22 protein-coding genes are annotated in these 24,344 nt (G+C 35.4%); 11 read left to right on the top strand and 11 right to left on the bottom strand.

Annotated features, from left to right (window positions below; translation table 11 throughout):
- Position 1 precedes the first annotated feature (1 nt).
- Entirely contained in the window at positions 2-799 is a 798-nt protein-coding gene (locus FFM65_RS06785) for a DUF2399 domain-containing protein (RefSeq protein WP_119318355.1), read from the top strand.
- 39 nt (positions 800-838) lie between these two features.
- Here FFM65_RS06785 and FFM65_RS12340 read toward each other — a convergent pair whose 3' ends face one another.
- Together FFM65_RS12340 and FFM65_RS06775 are read right to left on the bottom strand one after the other, a co-directional pair.
- Complete coding sequence (locus FFM65_RS12340; protein ID WP_162897964.1) at positions 839-3,136, bottom strand: SLAP domain-containing protein; 2,298 nt, start codon at positions 3,134-3,136, stop codon at positions 839-841.
- Positions 3,137-3,634: 498 nt separating this feature from the next.
- Positions 3,635-4,477, bottom strand: a complete 843-nt coding sequence (locus FFM65_RS06775; RefSeq protein WP_119318357.1) for an SLAP domain-containing protein — start codon at positions 4,475-4,477, stop codon at positions 3,635-3,637.
- Positions 4,478-4,690: 213 nt separating this feature from the next.
- Here FFM65_RS06775 and FFM65_RS06770 point away from each other — a divergent pair, with 213 nt between their 5' ends.
- The 6 genes from FFM65_RS06770 to FFM65_RS06745 all read left to right on the top strand — a co-directional run bounded on the left by FFM65_RS06770 (position 4,691) and on the right by FFM65_RS06745 (position 9,964).
- Entirely contained in the window at positions 4,691-4,927 is a 237-nt protein-coding gene (locus FFM65_RS06770; RefSeq protein WP_010020219.1) for a hypothetical protein, read from the top strand.
- A gap of 69 nt (positions 4,928-4,996) precedes the next feature.
- Positions 4,997-5,176: a CsbD family protein gene (locus FFM65_RS06765; protein ID WP_119318358.1), complete on the top strand. Its 180-nt coding sequence runs from the start codon at positions 4,997-4,999 to the stop codon at positions 5,174-5,176.
- 193 nt (positions 5,177-5,369) lie between these two features.
- Positions 5,370-5,696: a heavy metal-binding domain-containing protein gene (locus FFM65_RS06760; protein ID WP_119318359.1), complete on the top strand. Its 327-nt coding sequence runs from the start codon at positions 5,370-5,372 to the stop codon at positions 5,694-5,696.
- Between the two features lie 9 nt (positions 5,697-5,705).
- Positions 5,706-7,136 carry a C69 family dipeptidase gene (locus FFM65_RS06755; protein WP_119318360.1) on the top strand — a complete coding sequence of 477 codons (1,431 nt, stop codon included), beginning with the start codon at positions 5,706-5,708 and terminating at the stop codon, positions 7,134-7,136.
- 38 nt (positions 7,137-7,174) lie between these two features.
- On the top strand, positions 7,175-8,701 hold the full coding sequence (gene yjeM, locus FFM65_RS06750; RefSeq protein WP_119318361.1) for a glutamate/gamma-aminobutyrate family transporter YjeM: 1,527 nt from the start codon (positions 7,175-7,177) through the stop codon (positions 8,699-8,701).
- 426 nt (positions 8,702-9,127) lie between these two features.
- A complete protein-coding gene (locus FFM65_RS06745; protein WP_245954249.1) occupies positions 9,128-9,964 on the top strand; it encodes an SLAP domain-containing protein in 837 nt (278 codons plus the stop codon).
- 61 nt (positions 9,965-10,025) lie between these two features.
- Here FFM65_RS06745 and FFM65_RS06740 read toward each other — a convergent pair whose 3' ends face one another.
- From FFM65_RS06740 to FFM65_RS06710, 7 genes are all read right to left on the bottom strand, one after another.
- Positions 10,026-10,703, bottom strand: coding sequence for a type 1 glutamine amidotransferase domain-containing protein (locus tag FFM65_RS06740; RefSeq protein WP_119318363.1), 678 nt, complete (start codon positions 10,701-10,703; stop codon positions 10,026-10,028).
- A gap of 3 nt (positions 10,704-10,706) precedes the next feature.
- Entirely contained in the window at positions 10,707-11,921 is a 1,215-nt protein-coding gene (locus FFM65_RS06735) for an NADH:flavin oxidoreductase/NADH oxidase family protein (protein WP_119318364.1), read from the bottom strand.
- A 61-nt stretch (positions 11,922-11,982) separates the two neighbouring features.
- Complete coding sequence (locus FFM65_RS06730) at positions 11,983-12,291, bottom strand: ArsR/SmtB family transcription factor (RefSeq protein WP_119318365.1); 309 nt, start codon at positions 12,289-12,291, stop codon at positions 11,983-11,985.
- 103 nt (positions 12,292-12,394) lie between these two features.
- Entirely contained in the window at positions 12,395-13,633 is a 1,239-nt protein-coding gene (gene glyA / locus FFM65_RS06725; RefSeq protein ID WP_119318366.1) for a serine hydroxymethyltransferase, read from the bottom strand.
- Positions 13,634-13,643: 10 nt separating this feature from the next.
- Complete coding sequence (locus FFM65_RS06720) at positions 13,644-14,447, bottom strand: DNA/RNA non-specific endonuclease (RefSeq protein ID WP_119318367.1); 804 nt, start codon at positions 14,445-14,447, stop codon at positions 13,644-13,646.
- A 154-nt stretch (positions 14,448-14,601) separates the two neighbouring features.
- The gene (gene htpX, locus FFM65_RS06715; protein WP_119318368.1) at positions 14,602-15,510 is read right to left on the bottom strand and encodes a zinc metalloprotease HtpX; all 909 of its coding nucleotides are present in this window, start codon (positions 15,508-15,510) and stop codon (positions 14,602-14,604) included.
- Between the two features lie 12 nt (positions 15,511-15,522).
- Positions 15,523-16,071, bottom strand: a complete 549-nt coding sequence (locus FFM65_RS06710) for a LemA family protein (protein WP_059074494.1) — start codon at positions 16,069-16,071, stop codon at positions 15,523-15,525.
- A 165-nt stretch (positions 16,072-16,236) separates the two neighbouring features.
- Here FFM65_RS06710 and FFM65_RS06705 point away from each other — a divergent pair, with 165 nt between their 5' ends.
- The 4 genes from FFM65_RS06705 (at position 16,237) to FFM65_RS06690 (ending at position 22,663) form a co-directional block, all read left to right on the top strand.
- The gene (locus tag FFM65_RS06705) at positions 16,237-17,313 is read left to right on the top strand and encodes a serine hydrolase domain-containing protein (RefSeq protein WP_119318369.1); all 1,077 of its coding nucleotides are present in this window, start codon (positions 16,237-16,239) and stop codon (positions 17,311-17,313) included.
- 203 nt (positions 17,314-17,516) lie between these two features.
- Positions 17,517-18,341 carry an aldo/keto reductase gene (locus FFM65_RS06700; RefSeq protein WP_119318370.1) on the top strand — a complete coding sequence of 275 codons (825 nt, stop codon included), beginning with the start codon at positions 17,517-17,519 and terminating at the stop codon, positions 18,339-18,341.
- 155 nt (positions 18,342-18,496) lie between these two features.
- On the top strand, positions 18,497-20,269 hold the full coding sequence (locus FFM65_RS06695; RefSeq protein ID WP_119318371.1) for an oleate hydratase: 1,773 nt from the start codon (positions 18,497-18,499) through the stop codon (positions 20,267-20,269).
- 129 nt (positions 20,270-20,398) lie between these two features.
- On the top strand, positions 20,399-22,663 hold the full coding sequence (locus FFM65_RS06690) for an ATP-binding cassette domain-containing protein (RefSeq protein WP_119318372.1): 2,265 nt from the start codon (positions 20,399-20,401) through the stop codon (positions 22,661-22,663).
- Positions 22,664-22,705: 42 nt separating this feature from the next.
- On the opposite strand, the gene FFM65_RS06685 is transcribed toward FFM65_RS06690, so the two are convergent.
- Positions 22,706-23,332, bottom strand: coding sequence for an NUDIX hydrolase N-terminal domain-containing protein (locus FFM65_RS06685; RefSeq protein ID WP_119318373.1), 627 nt, complete (start codon positions 23,330-23,332; stop codon positions 22,706-22,708).
- A 61-nt stretch (positions 23,333-23,393) separates the two neighbouring features.
- Positions 23,394-24,218, bottom strand: coding sequence for a helix-turn-helix domain-containing protein (locus FFM65_RS06680; RefSeq protein ID WP_119318374.1), 825 nt, complete (start codon positions 24,216-24,218; stop codon positions 23,394-23,396).
- Positions 24,219-24,344 lie beyond the last annotated feature (126 nt).

Here is a 24,344-nt window from a genome sequence, read left to right as displayed (position 1 = left end):
AATGAGTTGTTATATAGATTTTTTTGAAAAAAGGACTGATAAAAAAGCTCCCAAAGATGCTGAAAAATTAGACAGTTTGTTTGATGCTATCTCAAGTGATAAAGCACTGCCTCCACGAGGTCAACAAGCCGTAGATTTAGGATTCACGGCACATGCTTTGAATGATTCTAGTGAAAATCCCAAAATTTATAATTATTATCAATGGATTTTGAAGAATTTTTTTAAGAATAAACCGATAAACGAATTAGGTTCGCAACTGATAGGGATGTCATTTGTTAGTGCTAATATTTTCGAAACTAATCTGCCGCAACCGATTACTTTAAATCCTTGGCAAATTGATAAAATGCACGAGTTTAAATTGATGACTCAAAAAGCGGTTGTTATTGAGAATAATGGAGTCTTTATTTGGTTGCATAAATTGCATCCTAAATGGCCATTGATTAATCAATCCGGGAATGATTTCAATGAATCTTATAATGAATTATTGAAAGATTTGGTTGATGAGCATGGATTGAAATTAACATATTTGGGTGATTTAGATAGTAATGGAATTAGAATTGCTGATCATCTTTTTACAGTATTGAATACTGAGTTGTTTAGTATTCAAACCCCAACAAGAATTTTTAACTGGTTAATTAGATTTGGTAAAACTGATAAAAAAAGAACACGAAAAATTTGTATTCATAACCAAGTTTTGAGTCAAGAAATGGAATCTATTAATACTTTAGGAAAATTTGTTGAACAAGAACAGCTCATAGCAGAATATGAAATATTAATCGATCAATGGTTAAAAAAATAGGGCCCTCACTTCAGTGAAGACTCTATTTTTATAGCTTTATTACATAACTGTAACTGCATCAACTGGAACAAATTCATTAGTAGCAACACGATAATAACTCTTGCCATTGATGGTTGCGATACGGTCTGTGTACCAAGCTGTATTAGCAAGCAATGAACGATTTGTTACAGTGTTACCTTTGGAATCAACTAGTTGTTGATCGTTGTTTGTTTGAATAACTTGGCTCTTGTTTTGGTAAACATAAACGTTTGAGGCTTTGACCCATTCGTTAGTAGCAACACGATAATAAGTTTCTCCGGCAAAGGTCATATCTTTGTCACTGTACCAATCGGAAGCTGTGTTCAAACTACGGTTAGTAATCTTAGTTGTGTCTAGTTTGTAGAGTGAAACTACGCCATCTGCAGGGTGAGTAGAAACTAGACGATCTTGATCATTGATATTGTCAGGTGAATCAGGGGATACTACTGGATCTGTTGGATCAGTAGTTGATGAGCTGTTGTTGGAACTTGAATTTGATGAAGTATTGGAGCTAGAAGAAGAACTAGAACTTGATGAACTAGAATTATTTGTTGCTGGATCAGCAGTAACTGTGACGGTCTTAGTAATAGCTGTGCCATCTTTTAAGTTGTATGTGTAAGTGACTTCAAAAGTACCAGCTTTGACAACTTTGCCATCTTGTAGAACGCCATCTTGGTCGTTGATTGTTGTAGTTACGGCACTGATTGCATCATTTCCCGTTAGGACATTGTCGTTGTTATCTTGAACTGAAGTTAGATTGTCTTCGGCAGTCCAATCTTGACCGACTTTAGTAGTACTATTTTGGGCATTGATAACTTGTCTTAAAATAAGTTGAACTGGATTAACACCAATTTGATAAGTATATGAAGATTGTTGAAAACCAGTACCGTCTTGAAGTAGATAAGAATATCCTAAACTATTCAGTTCTTTAGTAATTCCTAGATTGTTTAAGTTCAAGTAGACGTATCCACCATTTGCTAATAGATTCTTATCGATATTAACGGTGTCAAACCCGAAGAAATTATCAATTGTTGCGTCTCCATCTTTGTAATTTGGAATAATGTTTTGAATTTCTGTAGGTGCATCATCGCCATTTGTAAGGACAGCTTTATACTGACCACTTAAAATAGATGAAGCTTCGCCAGCAACTGATGCGTATCTAAAACTGTATACACTAGATTTTCTGCGATAATCGCCACTTGCTCTATTATATTCTGTTGTTACTGCAGAGACTCCTGTAATATTTGTTTGATCGGTTGTCTTTGCTGTAATAGGAATTGTCATAACGATGGATTTTCCAGGTTCTAGATAAGCTGTAGGTATATTCCAATGGAAAATGTTTGAATTAATTTCAATCGCATTAACATCAGACCATTTGAAATTAGGGTCTGCAGTCAATTCTTCAGCAGTTTGCCAGTTATTTTGTGTTGAAGTAGAGTAAACAACTTCTGCTCCTTCAGGAAGTCCCGTAATAAATGCAGTATTATCAAAATCATCAGATAATACGACATTAGAAGTTCTATTCGCTGAACCTTCAACTTCTTGAACATTTTTTGGAAGTCTGACAGTTTCTCCGTAGTCTCCTTGTTTTTCATCTGAAGTATTAGTAATAGTTACAATGATGTTTGCTGAAGTTGCATCAGAATTAATTAAAGCAGATGCACCATTGGTAGCAGTAGATACAGAAGTCATTGTTCCGGTAGAATTTGTTGCTGAAACAGCAATAGTGCTTTGGATTGGGTCACCATTAGTAACTGCAGGTTGGCTGTTAGCTGGAGTTCCATCAATAATAGCTGGATCAGTATTAGTTTCTGTATCGGTGGTTGTTGAACTATCATTCTCTACAGCATTTTGCTGAGAATCTGTTTGTTCGTCAGAATTTGCTAGTTGATCATCAGTGGAACTTTTATCTTCATTTCCAGTAGTTGGATCAGTGGCTGAAAGAGAAGTAGTTTGAATTTGGTCATTGCTTTCGTTAACGTCTTGGTTTTGAGTATCAGAATTTTCTCCAGTAGTATCGGTATTGTCAGTTTGTTGTTGGTCATTATCAGTATCTGTTTTACTATCTGAATCTGTATTATCAGTTCCATCAGTATCAGTAGTAGAATCAGCATTTTTTTGAATACTAGAATCGTCAGCTACAGAACTATCTTTGGTTTCAACAGTATCTTCAGAAGCGGCATCGCCAGTTTTAGAATCTGTAGTAGTGTCAGCTTTAACATTGTTAGTTTGCATTAATTGGAAACCTAAGGCTGCTACTCCAAGGGCAGTAACGATAAATTTCTTATTAAATTTATTTACGTTTTCTTTTGTTGTCATAATATATCCCTCGCAGTTCTGCATGTGTATGTTTATAAATATTTTGTTATGTCTTTTGCTTTACAACTCGTATTATAGGTACGATTTGGACACAAAAATGTTCATAATACATAAAAAAATATTTTCTGATTTGAAAGGTATACATGACAAAAAGACTTAAAAACGTTGCTACGTCAGTATTTTTATGTGGAAAACCAAAAATGGTTTATATATAAAGGAATGATTCCTGAATTCAAAAAACACATCATATTTGATTTGTTAACGAAAATTTCACTTTTGGAAAACAATTTTTTTCAAACTTGGATGCACTTACAATTTAATGAATTGTATAATTCTATTTGTAATCAAGAAAGAGCTTAATAAATTTCATTTGATTCTAAAAGCTAATTTAATCTCATCAATTTTCTTAGAATTAGATCAGATGATGATCTCAAAAAAATATATAAAAAAATAAACTCGAAGTAGAAGTTATCTACAACGAGTTTATTAGGATTGAGTTTATTGAACAGCATCTTTAGAAATAAACTTAGTATTAGGATTTGTACCAGTATAATTGTAAAGTTGTTTTTGAGCGGAGATGTTATCAACATTCCAATCGGCTTCAAAAGCAGAGTTTTTAGCGTTGATTCCAAGACCAACGTTAGGACCAGCATAAATTAAAGCAGCACGGTGGCCAAAGTGACCGGCTGTACCCAATGGATCGACACAATTATCTTCGTCATACCATTGTTTTAATAAGAAATAAGCAACATCTTTGTCGGACTTAGCTCCGGCTTTTTTTATTATATAATCATATCCAGCACCAGAAAGGTTTTCAGACATATTCTTAGTAGCTGTATTGTGATCTAGGTTATTGCCATTTTGTTGATCAGCTCTTTGTGTAGCATAAGAGATGACGTCATTAGAAACATTGACAGAACCAGTACCATTGGCTTGATGCAAAGCGTTAACGTATTTGGCAAAGTAACTGTTAATATTGGCCAAATTTGGAGTATAGTCAGTATCGCTTTGTGACTCAGTAGTAGCATCTGATTTTGTGGCAACAGCAACAGGAGCGTCTCCAGAAAGACTAGAGGCACTAGCTTTTAAATATTCATTAGAAGCAACTTGATATAATTTTTCTCCATTAATTGTAATAACGTTTCCAACAGCCCATTTAGTATTAGGTGCTAAAGCACGATTGGAAATTTGTTTACCATTTTTTGTGTACAATTTGGCAATACCATTGGCATTTGTGGTTGCGACAGTTGAAGCATCGGCATTTTTTTGTGTAACGGCAAACGAACTAGACATAGCCATAACGGCTACAGCTGATAATGTAATAAGTCTTGATAATTTCATTTTATTGACCCCCGAAATAAAAAAGGAACTCCTGTTAATTTAATCTCATCATTTTTAACTACACTTATATTAGACGCTCAGATGTCAATAAGCAAATAATAAGCAATTATTTTCAAAAAACTTATCAAGCAAACCCTGACGATGTTATAATGTAAGCGTTAACAAAGATTGATAAATAAATTGTTTATCGATCCAGATGAGGGGGAAACTACCATGAAACATGAAGAAACTGAAACAGAAAACTTAATAGGACTGGTTGTAATTTATATTTTTGCTTTCGTGGCTATATTTTTAGGACTATTTGCCCTATATTTCCACTTTACAACTAGCATGTCGGTTGCCTGGATGATCAAACTATTGTTTGTCGATCTATTTTTAATGATTTTGGCAATTATGAAACCAATTTTTGACATTACGGTTGATTTCTTTAAAGATATTTTGAAGAACTAAAATATTGCTTGATTTACCAGAAACTTGCTATTCTTTGTTTATAGATAAATCAGAGAGGAGTTTTATGGTATGAGTATTGAAAGTAAAGAAGATATGATTAAAGGTAAAACGAATCAAGCAGTTGGCAAAGCTTCTGGCAATGATAAGCAGGAATTAAAAGGTAAAGCCCAAGAAGCTATCGGCAAAGCAAAAGAACGAGTTGATGAGACAGTTGACAAGGTTGCCGAAAAAATCAATCAAAAAAATTAATAGTATAGGAAGAGAACTTTGTGAGTTAATTCGCAAGGTTCTTTTTTTACGTTTAATTTTTTTATATTCATGATATTTTTATCCAACAAAAATTGCATTTTGTCGGGAATATTTGTTGAGATATAATCATTTGACGCAATTTATGTGTTACATTATTTATGGAGTGAAATAATTATTTTTGTGAGGTGAATCAATGGAGAAGAGCGAGATATTAGTGACTACGACTGAACATATTCCAGGTCACGATTACGAGATTATTGGTGAAGTTTTCGGACTTACTACTCAATCAAAGAACGTCGTAAAGAATATCGGAGCTGGATTCAAAAACATCGTCGGTGGCGAGATCAAAGCCTATACCGAACTATTAACAGAAGCACGTGATATTGCGATTGACCGTTTGCGTCAAAATGCTTTAGATATGGATGCTGATGCTGTCGTTATGATGCGTTTTGATTCTGATTCGATCAGTGCTGACATGGAAACTGTTGCAGCTTATGGTACCGCAGTAAAATTTAAGTAAGGTGATTAGATGGCTTTAGTTTATAATAAAAGTTCTTTATCGGCTTGTACTAGTATTTTAATTGGTAAAAAAGCCACCGTTGATGGTTCAACTATCATCGGACGTAACGAAGATGCGATGGCTTCATGGCCTAAGCATTTCGTTATCCATGAACATAAAGAATTTACTGATGATCAAAAATTTGTCTCCAAAGCTAATGACTTTCAAATGGACCTACCTAAAATTCGCTATAAATATTCTGCCACTCCTGAATGGACCTTTAAAGAAGGATTATTTGAAGAGGATGGATTTAACGAATACGGAGTAGGAATGAGTGCCACAGAAAGTGCTTATTCTAACCAACGTGTTTTAGGCGTTGATCCTCTTGATAAAAATGGTATTGGTGAAGAGGCCATGATCACAGTAGTTCTACCCTATGTCAAAACCGCTCGGGAAGGTGTTTTACGACTAGGTAAGATTATTGAAGATTATGGAACTTGTGAAACTAACGGAGTACTTTTCTCAGATAAAGATGAAGTTTGGTACTTTGAAAGTGGATCAGGGCATTATTGGGTTGCACAACGTATCCCCGACGATAGTTATGCAGTTGTCGCCAATCAACTAGCTATTCAAGAAATTGATTTCGATGATCCAGATAATTTCTTATATCGTAAAGATATTAAAAAATTTGTCGAAGACAATCACTTGAATACTAAACCCAATGGTTTTAATTTTAGAGAAATTTTTGGAACACATGATTTGTCTGATGAAATATACAGCACACCTCGTGTCTGGTGGGGGCAACAACAGTTTTCGGGAAAAACTAATGAAAGCCCAGAAAGTGAAGATTTAGCTTTTATCAAAAAGGCAAATCGTTTGTTAAGTGTTGATGATGCTCAAGATTATTTGGCATCACATTATCAAAAGACTCCATTCGATCCGTTGAATAAGTCTACTGATAATAAGAAATATCGTCCAATTAGTTTAGCTAAAACTCAAGAGTCGCACGTCTTACAGATTAGACCTAATATGGCTCCTGAGATTGCTTGCGTTCAATGGTTAGCAATGGGTGTAGCTTCTCAAAGCGTTTATGTACCATTTTATATGGGAAGCATTGACACTCCAGAAGAATACAAACTCGGGAAATTACCATATGATAGCAAGTCAGCTTATTGGACTTATAAATTGGCCGGAGTTTTATTAGATGGTCATTACAAAGAACTTGGAAAAGACTTCCAAGCCAAGCAAAAGGACATCAATATCACGCTTCGTAAGAAGTTACATGATTTTGATAAAGAGGCCTTGAGCAAAGATGATGATAAATTACCTAATTATTTAACAAAAGCTTCATTTGAAATGGCTAAAGTTTCACTTGATGGCTACAAAGAGCTAATTGCTCAATTAATTACGGACTCGACTGATTTTTCACCTCTAAACTTCAAGACAGATATGAATTTATAAAAATTTGTACATTGAAAATTAAATGAGGGGTTTTAAAAATGAATGATGGTAATTCGCCGAAGAAAACAATCACGTTATTTAGTTTAATAATGATGATTTTCACGGCTATTTTTGGATTCGCTAATACAACTGTTGCATATGAACAGATGGGATTGGCAAGTATTGTTTGGTATGTTTTTGCGGCTGTCTTCTTCTTCCTTCCAGTAGGATTTATGATGGCAGAATATGGTTCCGCTTTTAATGAAGCAAAAGGTGGAATTTATTCTTGGATCGATGGGGCTGTTGGACCTAAATGGGCCTTCATCGGTACCTTTATGTGGCTGGCTTCATGGGAAGTTTGGCTAGTCTCTACTTCTTCAAAAGTTTGGATTCCATTGTCTACGACTTTTGCTGGACATGATACAACTCAAACTTGGGGAATGTTTGGCTTGAGTGCCACACAAGTTATTGGTGTTTTAGCTGTTTTATGGATCATTTTCGTTACATTCACAGCTTCGCAAGGTATTGAAAAAATCACTAAGGTTTCAAACTTTGGTGGTATCATGATGATTCTGTTGCAAGTTATCTTCTTTGTGTTAAGTTTGGCAGTTTTATTCATGTCAGGCTTCCACACAGCTGAACCAATTCAAGGCTTAGATACCTTTATCCATTCGGCAAATCCAGCCTTCGCTTCACCATTAGGGATGGTTTCCTTCATCGTTTATGCAATCTTTGCTTACGGTGGTATGGAATCTGTCGGTGGTGTTACTGATAGTATGAAGAATCCTAAGCGTGATTTCCCACGTGGTGTTTTGATTTCGGCTATTGTTATCACAGTACTTTATTCACTAACAATTCTCTTTTGGGCTATGAGTGCCAACTGGAATTCAGTTATTGCCAAAGGTAACGTTAACCTAGGAAATATTACTTATGTTATGATGAGTAACCTTGGTTATCAATTCGGGATTCATACCGGAATGGGCAGTGCTGCAGCTATTACTTTAGGTGAGTGGCTTGCACGTTTCACTGGTTTTGATATGTTTATCCTTTACATGGGTTCCTTCTTCGTTTTGATTTATTCACCATTGAAATCATTCGTTTTGGGTACACCAAAAGACTTTTGGCCTGAAAAAGTTACTAAATTAAACAAACATGGTATGCCTGCTTTTGCAATGTGGATGCAAGCAATCGTTGTTATCGTATTGATCTTAATCGTTGATATGGGTGGTAAGAATGCCAAAGCTCTATACAATGTTTTGACATTGATGGCTAACGTTTCAACGACTGTTCCATACTTGTTCTTAGTAGGAGCATATCCATTCTTTAACATGAACAAAGACATCGAAAAGCCATACTTGTTCTATAAGAATAAGAAGGCTATGTGGACAGTTTCGATAATTGTCTTCTTAGTATTGGCCTTTGCAATTATCTTTACATTACTACAACCATTAATGGAAGGTACTTATACTGATGCTCTTTGGACCGTTCTTGGCCCAGTAGTCTTCGGATTAGTTGGGTTCACGCTTTATTATCGTTATGAACATAAAGTTAAAAAAGCTAACCTTTCTATGGATACAGAAGATTAATTATTAATAGATCTTATCAATTTTGATAAGGTCTATTTTTTTTACACACTTTTAGCGGCTAAGCCGCTTAGAGTGTGTTATGGGGAAGCCTTAGCTTCCGTATTCCGTCGTGTGGCTAGGCCACTTAGAGTGTGTTATGGGGAAGCCTTAGCTTCCGTATTCCGTCGTGTGGCTAAGCCACTTAGAGTGTGTTATGGGGAAGCCTTAGCTTCCGTATTCCGTCGTGTGGCTAAGCCGCTTAGAGTGTGTTATGCAAGCGACCTTGTGTCGACTTGCGAACCATTTTTTAAGTATATTATGGGAAAATCAAAATTATTTAAACTTTTTTCAAAAAGTTTTGTTAACGCTCGCAAAATGTCATATGGTGACACCCCTTGGAGGTAACATATGGATGTAATTAAATGTTACAGGGAGGAAGAATTTATTATGAAAAAATTTGTTAAATTTATGGGAATTACCGCTGCTACTTTATTGGCAGTAGCACCAATTGCTGCGCCAGTATTGAGTACTACATCAGTTTCTGCTTCAACAGACGTTGATGGAAACTTTATTCAACCAGATGCATCATATACAGACAATGGTGATGGAACTTATACTTTGCACGGTACTCTTAATGGCGATATTTGGTCAGGTGGGGATAAATCTCATCCAACAGGAAATGCTTTACCAATTTCACTCGAAGGAATGAAAGTTGATTCTGAAGGTATAATAACGTTGAAAGCACCAACATTTGATGGATACACATATGGTTCAAATGATACATATCAATTGGACTTAGATGGAGAAGGAAATGTTTATTTGTATAGTGGTTTCAATTATGAACCAACGAACTCAACGACCGCTGAACAAAATAAAACATTTGGGGTTCCTTATTCAACTACTATTACATTAACAACAGATGCAATAACTTGTGATGATACTGGTTTGCCAAATCAAGTAACTGGAACAAGAGACTTTTCAGAATTGCCTGCAGGTTCATCTTGGAAAGTAGACCGTAAGATGTTTATGTATGGTGAAACATATTATCGTGTAGGTAATAATGTTTGGGTCGATAAGAGAGATGGAACAGAACAAGCAGCAAATCCTAATGTTGTTACAACAAAGAATCAAGCTTCCTTGTATACGAAAGATGGTAAAAAGGTAACGAATCGTGCCTTGGCTGCCAACACTCCTTGGTATACAGATCAAAGTGCAACAATTAATGGCGAAAAAATGTATCGTGTTGCTACAAATGAATGGGTTAAAGCAAGCGATATTCAATAATTATGAAAAAAGATTCCCTTTTGATTTTTCTAAATCAGTAGGGAATCTTTTTTGTATACACTCAATTCTTGTTTTTGATTAATAACTTAGCAACTGCACGAGCAGAGAATGGATTTTGACCAGTGATCAATTGTCCATCTTGGATAGCAAATTCTTTATAAGCTCGTTTCTTTTGAAAATCAGCGCCATGTAGTTTGGCAACATCTTCATTCAAAAAAGGAACAACCTTTCTTTTACCAGCGAGAATTTCTTCAGCAGTTGTGAAACCAGTAATTTTTTTACCAGCAATCAAATAATTTCCTGAATCATCTTTGACATTTAGTAATCCAGCAATACCGTGACAGACTGAAGTTACGAAGCCACCTTGTTGGTAAATATCGTTAGTGATTTGTTGTAATTTTTGATTGGTAGGGAAGTCCCACATTACACCGTGACCGCCAGTATAATAAATAGCTTGATAATCTTTGGGATTGATTTCTTCGGGTTTTAATGAATTAGTTAGAGCTCGTTGTTGAAAATCAGAACTACTATAAATATCCATAGTAGATTTGTCAGTATATTTGAAACTGCGAGGATCTAAGGGGACAAAACCACCTTTGGGACTGACGTAATCAACTGAAAAACCTGCTTTGGTAACTTCGTCGACAAATTCGGTAGCTTCACCCAACCAGAGTCCGGTAGCTTGTTGTGTACCTAAGTATTTAATTGTATTTGTTAGAACAACTAAGATTTTTTTCATAAATTACTCCTTATTCCGTTGTGGCATTAAAGCAGATAATCCTTGATGTCTAAGAGAAAATAGTAAAGCACCCCAGGCATTTGTGGTAGGTTGAACTTTTTTGTTTTCAGCAATTCGTGACATCTGTTGTTGATAGAAACTTAACCCAATCAAAGAACCGACTTTTTTATCCAACTTTTTTGAACCGGTGGTCAGATGATTTAGTTTTACAGAAGTAAAGTTACCCCATTTGAGCTGGTTGGGCAAGTCTGGAACCATGACTAATGGGCGAGCAAGTCCGATAAAGTCAGTCTCATTATTTTGGATGGCAGATTCCATACCATTAGCTGTATTAAAACCACCAGTAACGATGATAGGTGTTTTGATTGTCTGTTTAACTTTTTGGGCATAGTCGATGAAGAAAGCACCTTTGCCGATTCCTTGCATTTTTGGATTCTCATAATTACCACCAGATATTTCTATCAAGTCGATACCCAGTTGATCCATTTTTTGGATTACTTTGAGTGAATCTTCTTCAGAAAAGCCATCGGGACGAAAATCAGATGAATTGATTTTTAATGCTATAGGAAAGTTATTACCAACTTTTTCTCGGATGCCCGAATAGATTTCTGTGATGATGCGCATGCGATTTTCTAAAGAACCACCATATTCGTCTTTTCTTTGATTATCATGTGGTGAAAGAAATTGATTGAGCAAATATCCATGGGCGGCGTGAATTTCTACTCCGGAAAAGCCAGTTTGTTGAGCAATTACTGCGGCATCGACAAACTTAGCGATGATTTGTTTTATCTCTGAATGGCTTAAAGCTCTAGGTGAATTAAAAGCAAAACTATTTGAACCTGTCATGGGAATAGCACTAGGAGCGACTGGTTGTTTAGTAATAGTCTTAGGGGATTGTTTTCCAGGATGATTTAATTGTAGAAAAATTTTGGTGTCATTGATAGTTCCAGCTTGTGCCCATTTTTTTAATAGTTGATAATCTTGGTTTTGATCAACAACGATGTTTCCAAATTCACCGCGGGCGTTACGATCTACCATCACGTTTCCAGTAATAAGTAAACCAGTGCCACCATTAGCCCAAGCTTGATAAAGTGAAATAAGTTGTTCAGTTGGTTGGTAGTTTTTATCGCCAAAGGTCTCACTCATAGCGGCCTTTACGAAGCGATTCTTGATTGTAGTATTAGTTTTTAAGGTTAAGGAATCAAATATAGTAGTCATAGTATTCTCCTGATTATAGGTTTAAACATTTAGACATAATGGGCAAAAAATAAATTTCATCTTATTTGGATGAAATACTTTTTTCTAGAGAGACTGTCAATTCTTTTAACAATTGTACAGTATCGTCTAATGAAACACGATAAAATCTTTCCTTGCCAACTTTATTTACTGCGATAACCTTAGCATCTAGCATCAATTTGAGATGATGTGAAACGGCGGGGCGAGATAAATTTAACTGATCAGTGATTTGATTGACCGTTAATTCTTTGTTTTTACACAGTAGTAAAATAATTTTTTGACGATTCTCATCTTGAAAAATTGAAAAAATCGGCATACCTTTTTTGAAAAGATTCATAGTTTCTTCAGCCATTATAGTTCTCCTTTGATATGTTTAAATGTTTAAACCTATAATAATAACTCTTCGAAAAAAAGTCAACAAAAAAAACAGAGCCTAAGCTCTGCTCGAATATTTATTATTTGATAGGATGCTTGTCAGTCAAGGCTTTAGTACGTGCATCTAATTCTTGTAATTTTTCAGAATCGTCGTGGTATTTGATAGCATCAACGATAATGTGAGCTACTTCTTCACAGTCTTTTTCGTCAAAGCCTCTTGAAGTAACAGCTGGAGAACCTAGACGTAAACCAGAAGTATATTTTGGAGGCAATGGGTCGTTTGGAATAGCTTCCTTATTGGTTGTGATATGAATAGAATCGAGTAAGTTTTGTACTTCCATACCATTCAAGTCACAATCTGTTAAGACAACGTTTAGCAAGTGATTGTCTGTACCACCAGTTAAAACAGAAAGGTTATCAGCAGCATCGATGACTTTAGCCATTGCGGCAGCATTCTTAACAACTTGTTCCATATAAGTTTTGAATTCTGGTTGAAGATCTTCACCAAAAGCAACAGCTTTACCAGCAATAACGTGTTCTAGTGGTCCACCTTGTGTGCCTGGGAAGACAGCTGAATTAAGTTTCTTACCTAATTCGGCATTAGCAAGGATCATACCACCACGAGGTCCTCTTAGAGTTTTGTGAGTAGTAGTAGTAACAATATCAGCAACTCCAACTGGAGTAGGGTGTAAACCAACAGCAACTAGTCCAGCAATGTGAGCCATGTCGACCATCAAATATGCACCAACAGAGTCAGCAATTTCTCTGAATTTCTTGAAGTCAATGATACGACTGTAAGCAGAAGCACCAGCAACAATCAAGTGTGGGTTAACTTCTTCGGCGATTCTTTGAACGTCATCGTAATCGATCAAACCTTCATCATTAACGCCATATGAGAAGAAATCATAAATTTTACCAGAAAAGTTAACTTTTGAACCGTGAGTCAAGTGACCACCAGCATTAAGATCCATACCTAAAACGCGGTCTCCTGGTTTTAGCACGGCTTGATAAGCAGCAGCATTAGCTTGTGAACCTGAATGAGGTTGAACATTAACGTATTCAGCATTGAAAAGTTTTTTAGCACGATCAATTGCGATTTGTTCGATACCGTCGATATATTCGCAACCACCATAGTAACGGTGCCCTGGATAACCTTCAGCATATTTATTAGTCAAAACTGATCCTTGAGCTTTTCTAACATTGTCAGAAACGATATTTTCAGAAGCAATCAACTCAATATTTCTATTTTGTCGTTGTTCTTCCTTATTAATTAAATCGAATACTTCTTTATCACCTGTACTATATTGCACTACGACCATCTCCTAATCATTAATTATTATTAACTACGCTGGTACCATCACTATAATTAATCTTCACACCTGTTTCAACATTAAAAATGTATTCGTTAAAAGAAACTTCATGATCTGGCTGTCCATTGCTATTCAAGGATTCAGCCATCATTTGAACGCCACGAGCAACTAATTCATTACCACGATATATCGGTTTGACACGATACCTAATAAAATTATTAGGATTTTGTTTAAGATAATAAGCAATATCGTTTTCATGTTTAAGCATTTCGGGTGAATTCAAAGAACGAGTACCGGTCATCAAATTCTTAGGATTGTTGTTTTGTCCAGTCAGTTGATAACCGATTAAGTGTGAACGATTATATAGCCAACCACCTTTGATCCGTTTGTTGTGCCAACCAGTAGGGTTAACATAGAGTGCTTCACGTTTAGCAGTAGGCATCAGACTTTTACTTAATAAAGCATCTGCTTGGATGGCTCGGTTTAGATTGTCTAAATCAGCAAACTTTTGCCAAGGACCATTCGAAACAGTTAGTTCGGATTTTGTGAAAGTAGGCGTATTGTTATTAACTTCTACTTCTTGAGTGCCTTGGTAATTCAAGTTAGCTAAATCAGAATCGGCAGTGGTAGTTTTTCCAACTCGTTTAGGATTGTCACCACTGTTTAGATTTCCCTGGTAGGTCTGGTAAACTCCTGAACCTCCAGCAATAACCAAGATTATTCCTAAAGATACTAACTTTTTTTGGACTCGTTTTTTAGGTCTGATCATAAAAGCTGTAAACAAGACGATCAAACCTATGACAATGAGTAATAACATATACATAAAAAAATTCCCCTCACTATGAAGATCTCTTCAATCTCCAAATATGATTCTATCATAGATTTTCTGAAATATTGAACAATATTTGCATTAACAACAAATTTAATTCGGAAATAAAGGATAAAAAATAAAAAAGAAGTTGAAATCAATCAACTTCTTACTGAAAAGTTTTCTTTAAGGCTTCAATACGTTTATCCAAAGGTGGATGAGTATCAAACAAGCCTGCAAAATGTTTCTTCTTATTAGGATCATCGATATAAAGAGCTGCTGAAGCATCATCAACTCGTTTCATTGGTTTGGTGCTTTGCTCTAATTTCTCTAGAGCATTGATCAATCCCTGGGGGTTTCTAGTCAATTCAGCACCAGAAACGTCAGCTAAATATTCACGATTTCTAGAAATTGCCATCTGGACTAGAGTAGCTATCATTGGTCCGATAATTGCAAAAATTAGGCCGACCAACCAAAGAACTAGACGAATGGCACCGGAATTATTGTTGTCACGATCGTCATCATTCATCGGAATCCACCAGCGATAAGCATTACCAATGATTGAACAAATCAAGATGATAGCAGATGATAATGCAACTGAAATGGTCGAAACACGAATGTCATAATTTCTAACGTGAGATATTTCATGTGCCAAGACGCCCTCAAGTTCTTCACGATTCATCATCTTATACAAGCCACTGGTTACAGCAACTGCTGAATGTTCTGGATCACGTCCAGTTGCAAAAGCATTCGGGCTGGGGTCATCAATAATATAAATTTCCGGTAATGGGATGTCAGCAACCATCGATAAGTCTTCAACAATGTGCCAAAGATCAGGTGCATCTTTAGCTGAGTTAAGTTTTTTAGCACCATTCATTTGCATCACGATACTAGTTGACTGAAAGTAGGTTATCAATGTATAAACGACTGCAATAATTACCGCTATAACGATACCTGAGTAAATATTGTCGAAGAAGTAGGCACCGATAAAGCTGCCTAGAGCGGCTAATATCAAAAAGAAGATAAAAAATATCAAGTAGGTTTTACGTTTATTACGGTCAATCTGTTCGTAAATCATTATAGTCCTCGACTAAAATTTAACTTTAGGAGCGGCCTTATCAGCGTCAGGGATTTGTAGGAAGTTCATTTCCTTGAATCCGTGAATTCCTGCAATGATATTACGTGGAAAAGTTTGAATTGCTGTATCGTAAGCCTGGACTTGACTGTTGTAAGCTTGACGTGCATATGAAACTTTATTTTCAGTATTAGATAGTTCTTCCATTAATTGAGAGAACTCTTGATTAGCTTTTAAATCAGGATAGTTTTCTGCCAAAGCGAAGACTTGTCTCAAGGCACCACTCAAAGCACTGTCAGCTTCAACTTTGTCTTGCAAAGAGTCAGCAGTATTAACGTTGTTTCTTAATTGAATAACGTTAGCTAAAGTTTCCTTTTCATGCTTAGCGTAACCTTTGACAGTTTCAACTAGGTTAGGAATTAAATCAGTCCGACGTTTTAATTGAACATCGATTTGAGAACTGAATTCCTGAGCACGATTGCGATATTTAACGAGGCTGTTGTACATGCCAGCATAAATAGCAATCAATAGGATAATAACAACGATGATTATTATAGTTTTCATTTAAATCTCCTTCTTTTCTTATTGAATCCATTTTACCATATCGCATATTTTCTAGTCTTTAACAAGCAACATTAATGAGTTTATTAGTATTCCTTTTTCAGAAAGTATTTTATAATTATGAATTGAGGAAGGTTTCTAGGCAGGTTTCACAGGTGTGTGTATATTATGAAAAAAAATATTTTAGTTCTTTTTATGCTTTTGGCAATTGCTTTAGGAGCATTTCCTGAAACTGCTTTAGCAGAGTCGACTGATTCAACAGCCGGTGGTGAATTTAATCAGAAAGTTGATAGTTTATTAGATCAAAAAGGTTATTCTGGAACGTTATTGGTCATTAAAGATGGTAAACCAATTTATCAAACTAGTCGTGGTTTTGCCAACTACGCTAATGGTGTCAATAACGATGAAGATACGACTTATGAAATTGATTCAGTACAAAAATCAATGACTGCTGCCATGATCATGAAACAAGTTCAAAATGGTAAATTGAAATTGAGCGATAAGTTGGCTAAATTTTATCCACAGATTCCTGGTAGTAAGAAAATAACTATTAGACAAATGTTGGATATGACTTCTGGACTAATTTTGAAAGGCGATATTGGACCTAGTCGCGTTCTTTCTGATGAGGATATTATTCATGAAGATATTGCAAATATTAAATTTTCCAATTTTTTGCATGGTAAGTGGGATTATCAAGCGATTAATTTTAATTTATTAAGTGGTATTTTGGAAAAGTTAACGGGTGAATCTTATCGTCAATTATTTACCGATACTTTCATTAAGAAACTTGATTTGAATAATACGATTTTTGCATATGACAATAATCCTAATATTCTTAAAGCTACTGGCTATAACAATATAGATCCATTATCATCACGACTTGATTATAAAAATGCTTTTTATACGAGAAAGTGGTTCGAATTTGATGAATTAGGTACTGGACAAATTTATATGAGTGCTAGTGACTTATATAAAGTAGAAAAGTATATTATGACTGGTTCTTATTTAAGTAAGAAGTCACGTAAAGAATTATTTAAACCAGGCAGTGGTAGTACTTATGGTGGTGGATTGTATCATCGTGAAAACGACAACTTTGCTAATGGTTGGGGCTACGGTTTCCAAACTGTAATGCATATTTCTCATAATGGTAAAAATGCAGTGATCGTTTTGGAAAATTATTCAAGATTAGCAGCTGATATTAAGCCAACAGCTAAAACGATTTACCAAATGATTAATAAAAAATAAAAAAATGGTAGCTATTTTTAATAAATGCCTGTATGATTATCTATGCAGGTAGCCTACCTGTGAATTAAAATGATTGCTTTGCACATTCCAAAGTTTTCTGTAAAGCAATCTAAAGTCCTACATCACGGATTGATGTAGGACTTTTTCTTTTGTCAATTTTCTCAATTTGTTGTAGTTTGTAAGTATTGAGGAGGGTTATATTCATGTATAAATTAAATGATGGACAAGAAATTCCTAGCTTTGGCTTCGGAACTTACAAGTTAAATGGTCGTAGTGGCGTTCAAAGTATTGTTTCAGCTATTAACAATGGTTATACGATGCTTGATACAGCTTATAATTATGAGAACGAAGGTGCTGTTGGTAAAGCAATTGCGGAGAGTGGTATCAATCGTGATCGTTTAACAGTTACTTCTAAGTTGCCAGGCCGCTATTATGCTTATGATGACGCTATAACGGCATTACAAGAATCACTATACCGAGCACATTTGGATTATTTTGATTTGTATTTACTACATTGGCCTAATCCTAAACGTGGTATGTATGTTGAAGCCTGGCAAGCTTTGATTGATGCTCAGAAATTTGGCTTAGTAAAATCAATTGGTGTTTGCAACTTTTTACCAGATCACTTGAATAAATTGAAAAATGAAACAGGCGTTATGCCAAGTGTTAATCAGATTGAATTGCATCCATATTTCAATCAAGAATCAATGCGTAAATTCGATGCGGATAACGATATCGTGACGATGGATTGGAGTCCACTTGGGCGTGCTAGTTCTGTGTTGCAAGATGAAGTATTAATTAAATTAAGCAAAAAATACAATAAAACTGTTGGTCAAATGATACTAAGATGGGAATTGCAATTGAAGACAATTCCAATTCCAAAATCAGCTTCGCCAATTCGTCAACGTGAAAATATGAATATCTTTGATTTTGAAATATCGGCTGAAGATATGCGTCAAATCAATGCTTTAACTAAACCAGATGGTCGAACAAAGAATCAAGATCCTGCAGTATATGAAGAATTTTAAAAATGAGAGTGTTATTTGTTTTTATCGCAAATAACACTCTTTTTCTATTCTGTCTCAAAATACATAACTTTACTATTGTAAAATTTGAGCAATGGAACTATATTCTATGTGTAAACAATTACAAAAATAAATTAATACAACAAGAGGCGGTTCTTATGTATAGAAGTAATGGAAATTATGAAGCATTTGCAAGACCAATGAAACCAGCTGGAGTTGATGATAAATCAGCTTATATTGTTGGTTCAGGTTTAGCCGGTTTAGCTGCCGCAACGTTCTTAATTCGCGATGGTCAAATGAAACCCAATAAAATCCATATTCTAGAGGAATTAGGATTACCCGGTGGTAGTATGGATGGTATTTGGAATGAACAAAAAGGTTATATTATTCGTGGTGGAAGAGAAATGGAACCACATTTTGAAACTCTTTGGGATTTGTTCAGATCAATTCCATCTTTGGAAAATCCAGATGCATCAGTGCTGGATGAATTTTATTGGTTGAATAAAAAAGATCCTAGTTATTCTCATGGACGTGTCATTCAAGAGCAAGGAAAAGAATTACCAACTGAAGGAGATTTGACTTTGACTCCTAAGGCGGTTCAAGAATTACTCGATTTAGTTATGACACCAGAAAAAGATTTGGATGGTAAAAAGATCAATGAAGTATTTTCAGAAGATTTCTTGAATTCTAATTTCTGGCTCTATTGGTCAACAATGTTTGCTTTTGAGCCATGGGCTAGTGCAATGGAAATGAGACGTTATTTGATGCGCTTTTGTCACCATATTGACTCATTATCCAATTTGTCATCATTGAGATTTACCAAATACAATCAATATGAATCGCTTATTCAACCAATGGTCAAATTCTTGGAAGATAAGGGTGTGCAATTTACTTACAATACTCACGTTGAAAATATCCAAGTTGACACTTCTAGTGATAGTAAGGTTGCGACAGAAATTGATATGACAACAGATGGCAAGGATAATTCAATCAAATTGACTGAAAATGACCTAGTCTTTGTTACTAACGGTTCAATTACTGAAAGCACTACTTATGGTGACAAGACTCACCCGGCATCAGTCGAGCATGAATTAGGAAGCAGTTGGTCACTTTGGGAGAATTTGGCAAAACAAGATCCAGCTTTTGGTAATCCAGATGTCTTTTGTAAGAATATCCCCGAAGCAAACTGGGTAATTTCGGGAACAATTACTTTGACTGATGATCAAGTAGTTCCATACATTGAAAAAATTAGTAAAAAGGATCCTCATAGTGGTTCAATCGTCACAAGTGGACCAGTAACTATTAAGGACTCAAATTGGTTGTATGGATATTCAATCAGTCGTCAAAAACATTTCAAGAGACAAAAGGATAATGAATTAGTTGTTTGGGTTTATGGATTGTTCTCTGATAAACCAGGTAATTTTGTTCACAAGAAGATTACTGAATGCAGTGGTGACGAGCTATGTGAAGAATGGCTATATCACATCGGCGTTCCAACTGATAAAATCGAAGATATCGCTAAGAATCATGCTAATACGATTCCAGCTCATATGCCATATATCACTTCTTACTTCATGCCTAGAAAAGTTGGCGATCGTCCATTAGTAGTACCAAAAGGCTCAAAGAATCTAGCTTTTATTGGAAACTTTGCTGAAACTGAACGTGACACAGTCTTTACAACTGAATATTCAGTCAGAACGGCTATGGAAGCTGTCTATACTTTACTTGACGTTGATCGTGGTGTTCCAGAAGTCTTTGGTTCAGCTTATGACGTCAGAGTATTGTTGAGAGCAATTTATTACTTAGACGGCAAGAAGAAGTTGGAAGATATTAAGTTGCCATTCAAAGAACGTATGGTAGAAAAGAAAGTTATGGAGAAGATCCATGGAACTTACATTGAAGAATTAATGAAAGATGCACATTTGTTATAGATAGTAAATGGACTCATTGGCGCAATTACGCGTTGATGAGTTTTTTTGTATAAAGCCTATAAATATACCGTCAAGTTAATGAGGAGTAAAATTACTATTGTAATGATATTTTTAAAATAGGAGTTTTATATGACTGATTTATTCAAAAATGGTGCCATCAGTATTCATGGTGCACGAGAAAATAATTTGAAGAATATTGACTTAGATATTCCTAAACATAAAATGACTGTTTTCGCTGGATTGTCGGGTTCAGGTAAATCTTCCTTAGTTTTTGATACTTTGGCGGCGGTCTCTCGAAGGGAATTAAATGAAACTTTTCCCAGTTTTACGCAGCAGTATTTACCTAAATATGGTCAACCACAATTTGACAGTATTGAACATTTGCCAGTAGCAATCGTAGTTGAGCAAAAGCCAATCGGACGTAATTCTCGATCCACTTTGGCAACTTATACCGGAATTTATTCAGTGTTGCGACTGATGTTTTCCCGAATTGGTCAGCCTTGGGTGGGTTATTCTGAATGGTTTTCCTTTAATTTGCCTCAAGGAATGTGTCCTAATTGTCAGGGATTGGGTTTTGTTGATGAGGTCGATGAAAGTCAGTTAATTGATCCTAACAAGTCTTTGAATGAAGGGGCAATGACTTTTACTGGATTTCAACCGGGAACGTGGCGTTGGAAGGAGTATGGCAACAGTGGATTGTTTGATCTTGATAAGAAAATCAAAGATTACTCCAAAGAAGAATATGAAATGTTTATGCATGCTCCCAAACAAAAATTGAAGAATCCTCCTAAAACTTGGGCTCGAACAGCTCAATATGAAGGCTTGGTCCCACGAATGCTACGTTCGGTAATTCATAGTGCTTCTGGTCGGCATCATCAGGCTGCACTAGAAAAAATTGTCACGAGAAAAACTTGTCCAGTATGTCATGGAACTCGTTTAAATAGTAAAGCCTTAACTGCTAAGATTGAAGGCAAGAATATCGCTGAAGTCGGTGAGATGGATTTAGTCAACGTTTTGAAATTCTTGGATAGTATTACCGACTTTAAAGCTAAAACAATGGTCCGTGAATTGCGCAGTAAAGTTCAATCGTTGGTAGATATCGGTTTAGGTTATCTTTCTTTGAATCGTGGAACTGATACATTATCTGGTGGTGAAGCACAGCGGATCAAAATTGCTAAGTATTTAACTAGTTCTTTGTCAGATTTAGTTTATGTTTTAGACGAACCTAGTGTTGGATTGCATCCACATGATATTCAGCTGATTACTAAATCATTAGAAAAACTAAAAGATCAAGGTAATACGATTGTTCTAGTCGACCACAATCCAACAATTATTTCGGCGGCTGACTATGTGGTCGAGATTGGGCCTAAAGCTGGTAAAGGTGGCGGAAGAGTTACTTTTAAGGGAACTTATTCTGAATTATTGAAATCTAATACTATTACCGGGCAGATGTTACGAACTCCCATAAAATTCCGTCGACCTAGAACGACAACTGATTGGCTCGATGTAAAAAATGTAACTTCGCATAATTTAAATAAAGTCAGTGCTAAGATTCCTAAGGGAGTTTTGACGGTTGTATCTGGACCAGCTGGTTCAGGGAAAAGTACTTTAGTTAATGCATTTAAGCAACAGATGTCAGGCATAGATTACGTTGATCTCAGTCAAGATTCTGTTGGGGTAAATATTCGTTCAACTCCTGCAACGTATTTGAATATTTTGAATCCTTTGAGAAAACTTTTTGCCAAAGCAAATAAAGTATCAACACAGTTATTCAGTTATAATGGCAAAGGCGCTTGTCCTCGTTGTAAAGGCAAGGGTGTAACGATAACTGAAATGGCCTTTATGGATCCCGTCATTCAAACTTGTGAATTGTGCGGAGGTAAAAGATACAGTCAGGAAGCCCTACAATACAAGTATCATGGTAAAGATATTTCAGAAGTGATGAACATGTCGATTGATGATACCTTGGACTTCTTTAAAGATGTACCCAATATTTTGAAAAAAGTTGATTTGCTTGAGAAGGTTGGTTTAGGTTATTTAAATCTAAGTCAATCGATGACAACTCTATCTGGCGGGGAAGTACAACGAGTTAAATTAGCTATGGAATTGGATCACAAAGGTAGCGTATATTTCTTAGATGAACCAACTACAGGTTTGCATTTGAATGATACGAAACGCTTGATTGATCTATTTGAAAAATTAGTTGATAATGGCAACACTTTAATTTTGATTGAACACAATTTATCTCTTATTTCTCAGGCTGATTGGTTAATAGATATGGGTCCTGATGCTGGTAAATATGGTGGTAAAGTTTGTTTTGAAGGCACGCCAAAGGATAGTATGAAGTGTCCAGACTCAAGAACTGGAGTTGCTTTAAAAAAATTAATTGACTAAAAAATGTCTAACTGAAATTATCAAAATTCAGTTAGACATTTTTTAGTCGAAGTAAGTTTCCCAAATATCAGCTTTATGACATTGAAAAGCACGTTTGAAATCATCAGGCATATTTCGAGCTAAAGATAGATTTAATTTTAATGCTTCATCTAAGGTGAAATATTTAACATCGGAAGTTTCCACGCCACTGTGAATATCGTCTTCTGTAGGGATGCACTCAAAAAATAATTTGTAGACGTAATTGAGATTTTTCTTAGGATAGTGGTTTTTTTGCATATCTTTGATAGCAATCATACGTTTAGGCTTGACCTTGATTCCGGCTTCTTCAAATGTTTCTTTGACAGCAATTTCAGCTGCAGAATAGCCAATGTCACCCCAACCACCAGGAATTGACCACTCGCCGCTACTTTTTTCACGAACAAGTAATATTTTATTATCCTTAAATGTTGCTGCTCGAATATCAACTTTTGGTGTAACGTAACCGGTATCGGCATCAAAGAAAATATCTAGCTGTTTTTGAGAAGAGTTCTTAATTAATTTAGTAATTAATTGCTTTGAGACATCTTCTAATTGGTCATATCGTTCACGATCGAAGACGTCCTTGCTGTAATGTTTACCAGTTTGGGCAATTGCTTGTAATTTTTCGATTAGTAATTCAATATCATCCATTTTTATACCGCCTTTAATTGGATTATATCATTAGAAGACTAATCTTTAGAAATCGATTTCATTAAGTAGCTTCTTCATAAAGCGGCTGTCTGATAAAAGAATTGAAAATGTTATAGCTTTTAATTGTTAGACCGACGTTTTCTTCTTTAACCATTTCGGCAATATTTGCCATTAAGTAGAGACTATTGATCATCATGGAATGCGAATTATTGGAAAGAGCGAATTTAATGCCTTCTTCTAAGGTCTGAATAGCTAGATCAAACTTAGAAATATGAAAATAGGATAATGCAGCGATATAAAACAGCAAAATCAAATTCTCATCATAATTTGATTTTTCAAGATGACGGAATGCTAATTTAATTTGATCAAAAGTCGAGGTCTTGAGCCCTTGCTGAGCATAAACATAAGCTAGAGTGATATTGCCCAACCTAGTTAAGGTTGATTGTTTACGACCATTGGTTGAACATGCTAAAGATAATTTAAGATATTCCTTGGCTTTGTCAAATCCTCGGTCAAGATGTAATGAACACAATGCCAAATAAAAGTAATAGGCCTGTGTTTGTTGGTCGTTTTGAACCATTTCTAAAACAGTAGGGCGATTCAAAAAAGCTTGTAATTGCTGATAATTTCGTTTGTGGTAAAAACTAGCAGCTTTTTGGTTGAAATATTTTTCGCGACAAATTTGAAAACTTCCTACCAAACAAAGATCGTCAAAATCAACTGCTAATCGTTCGCAAAGATTAATCAGTAGTTGCGTATTGGGAATATATTTGTTGTGTTCAATTTCTGAGAGAGTCGATTGTGAACAAATATCTTCGGAAATTTCACTTTGCGATAATTGTTGTTGTTGTCGAGTTTCTCTTAAGATATCACCTAAATTATTCATATAATAAACACCCACTATTTATTTCTATGATTAGATAATATAGAAAGAGTGTATATTTTCTGTTCAATTAATGTAAAGTTGTGTAATTTTTTTGTAAATATTTTGAAAAAAGCTATTTCCAGTGAT

Source organism: Companilactobacillus formosensis (genome assembly GCF_005405305.1).
Taxonomy (GTDB): domain Bacteria; phylum Bacillota; class Bacilli; order Lactobacillales; family Lactobacillaceae; genus Companilactobacillus; species Companilactobacillus formosensis.
This window is presented reverse-complemented; position numbering and strand designations above follow the sequence as displayed.

Coding starts and splice junctions, on each gene's coding strand:
- FFM65_RS06785 (WP_119318355.1), top strand. CDS start 2: ATGAGTTGTTATATAGATTTTTTTGAAAAAAGGACTGATAAAAAAGCT.
- FFM65_RS12340 (WP_162897964.1), bottom strand. CDS start 3,136: ATGACAACAAAAGAAAACGTAAATAAATTTAATAAGAAATTTATCGTT.
- FFM65_RS06775 (WP_119318357.1), bottom strand. CDS start 4,477: ATGAAATTATCAAGACTTATTACATTATCAGCTGTAGCCGTTATGGCT.
- FFM65_RS06770 (WP_010020219.1), top strand. CDS start 4,691: ATGAAACATGAAGAAACTGAAACAGAAAACTTAATAGGACTGGTTGTA.
- FFM65_RS06765 (WP_119318358.1), top strand. CDS start 4,997: ATGAGTATTGAAAGTAAAGAAGATATGATTAAAGGTAAAACGAATCAA.
- FFM65_RS06760 (WP_119318359.1), top strand. CDS start 5,370: ATGGAGAAGAGCGAGATATTAGTGACTACGACTGAACATATTCCAGGT.
- FFM65_RS06755 (WP_119318360.1), top strand. CDS start 5,706: ATGGCTTTAGTTTATAATAAAAGTTCTTTATCGGCTTGTACTAGTATT.
- yjeM (WP_119318361.1), top strand. CDS start 7,175: ATGAATGATGGTAATTCGCCGAAGAAAACAATCACGTTATTTAGTTTA.
- FFM65_RS06745 (WP_245954249.1), top strand. CDS start 9,128: ATGAAAAAATTTGTTAAATTTATGGGAATTACCGCTGCTACTTTATTG.
- FFM65_RS06740 (WP_119318363.1), bottom strand. CDS start 10,703: ATGAAAAAAATCTTAGTTGTTCTAACAAATACAATTAAATACTTAGGT.
- FFM65_RS06735 (WP_119318364.1), bottom strand. CDS start 11,921: ATGACTACTATATTTGATTCCTTAACCTTAAAAACTAATACTACAATC.
- FFM65_RS06730 (WP_119318365.1), bottom strand. CDS start 12,291: ATGGCTGAAGAAACTATGAATCTTTTCAAAAAAGGTATGCCGATTTTT.
- glyA (WP_119318366.1), bottom strand. CDS start 13,633: ATGGTCGTAGTGCAATATAGTACAGGTGATAAAGAAGTATTCGATTTA.
- FFM65_RS06720 (WP_119318367.1), bottom strand. CDS start 14,447: ATGTATATGTTATTACTCATTGTCATAGGTTTGATCGTCTTGTTTACA.
- htpX (WP_119318368.1), bottom strand. CDS start 15,510: ATGATTTACGAACAGATTGACCGTAATAAACGTAAAACCTACTTGATA.
- FFM65_RS06710 (WP_059074494.1), bottom strand. CDS start 16,071: ATGAAAACTATAATAATCATCGTTGTTATTATCCTATTGATTGCTATT.
- FFM65_RS06705 (WP_119318369.1), top strand. CDS start 16,237: ATGAAAAAAAATATTTTAGTTCTTTTTATGCTTTTGGCAATTGCTTTA.
- FFM65_RS06700 (WP_119318370.1), top strand. CDS start 17,517: ATGTATAAATTAAATGATGGACAAGAAATTCCTAGCTTTGGCTTCGGA.
- FFM65_RS06695 (WP_119318371.1), top strand. CDS start 18,497: ATGTATAGAAGTAATGGAAATTATGAAGCATTTGCAAGACCAATGAAA.
- FFM65_RS06690 (WP_119318372.1), top strand. CDS start 20,399: ATGACTGATTTATTCAAAAATGGTGCCATCAGTATTCATGGTGCACGA.
- FFM65_RS06685 (WP_119318373.1), bottom strand. CDS start 23,332: ATGGATGATATTGAATTACTAATCGAAAAATTACAAGCAATTGCCCAA.
- FFM65_RS06680 (WP_119318374.1), bottom strand. CDS start 24,218: ATGAATAATTTAGGTGATATCTTAAGAGAAACTCGACAACAACAACAA.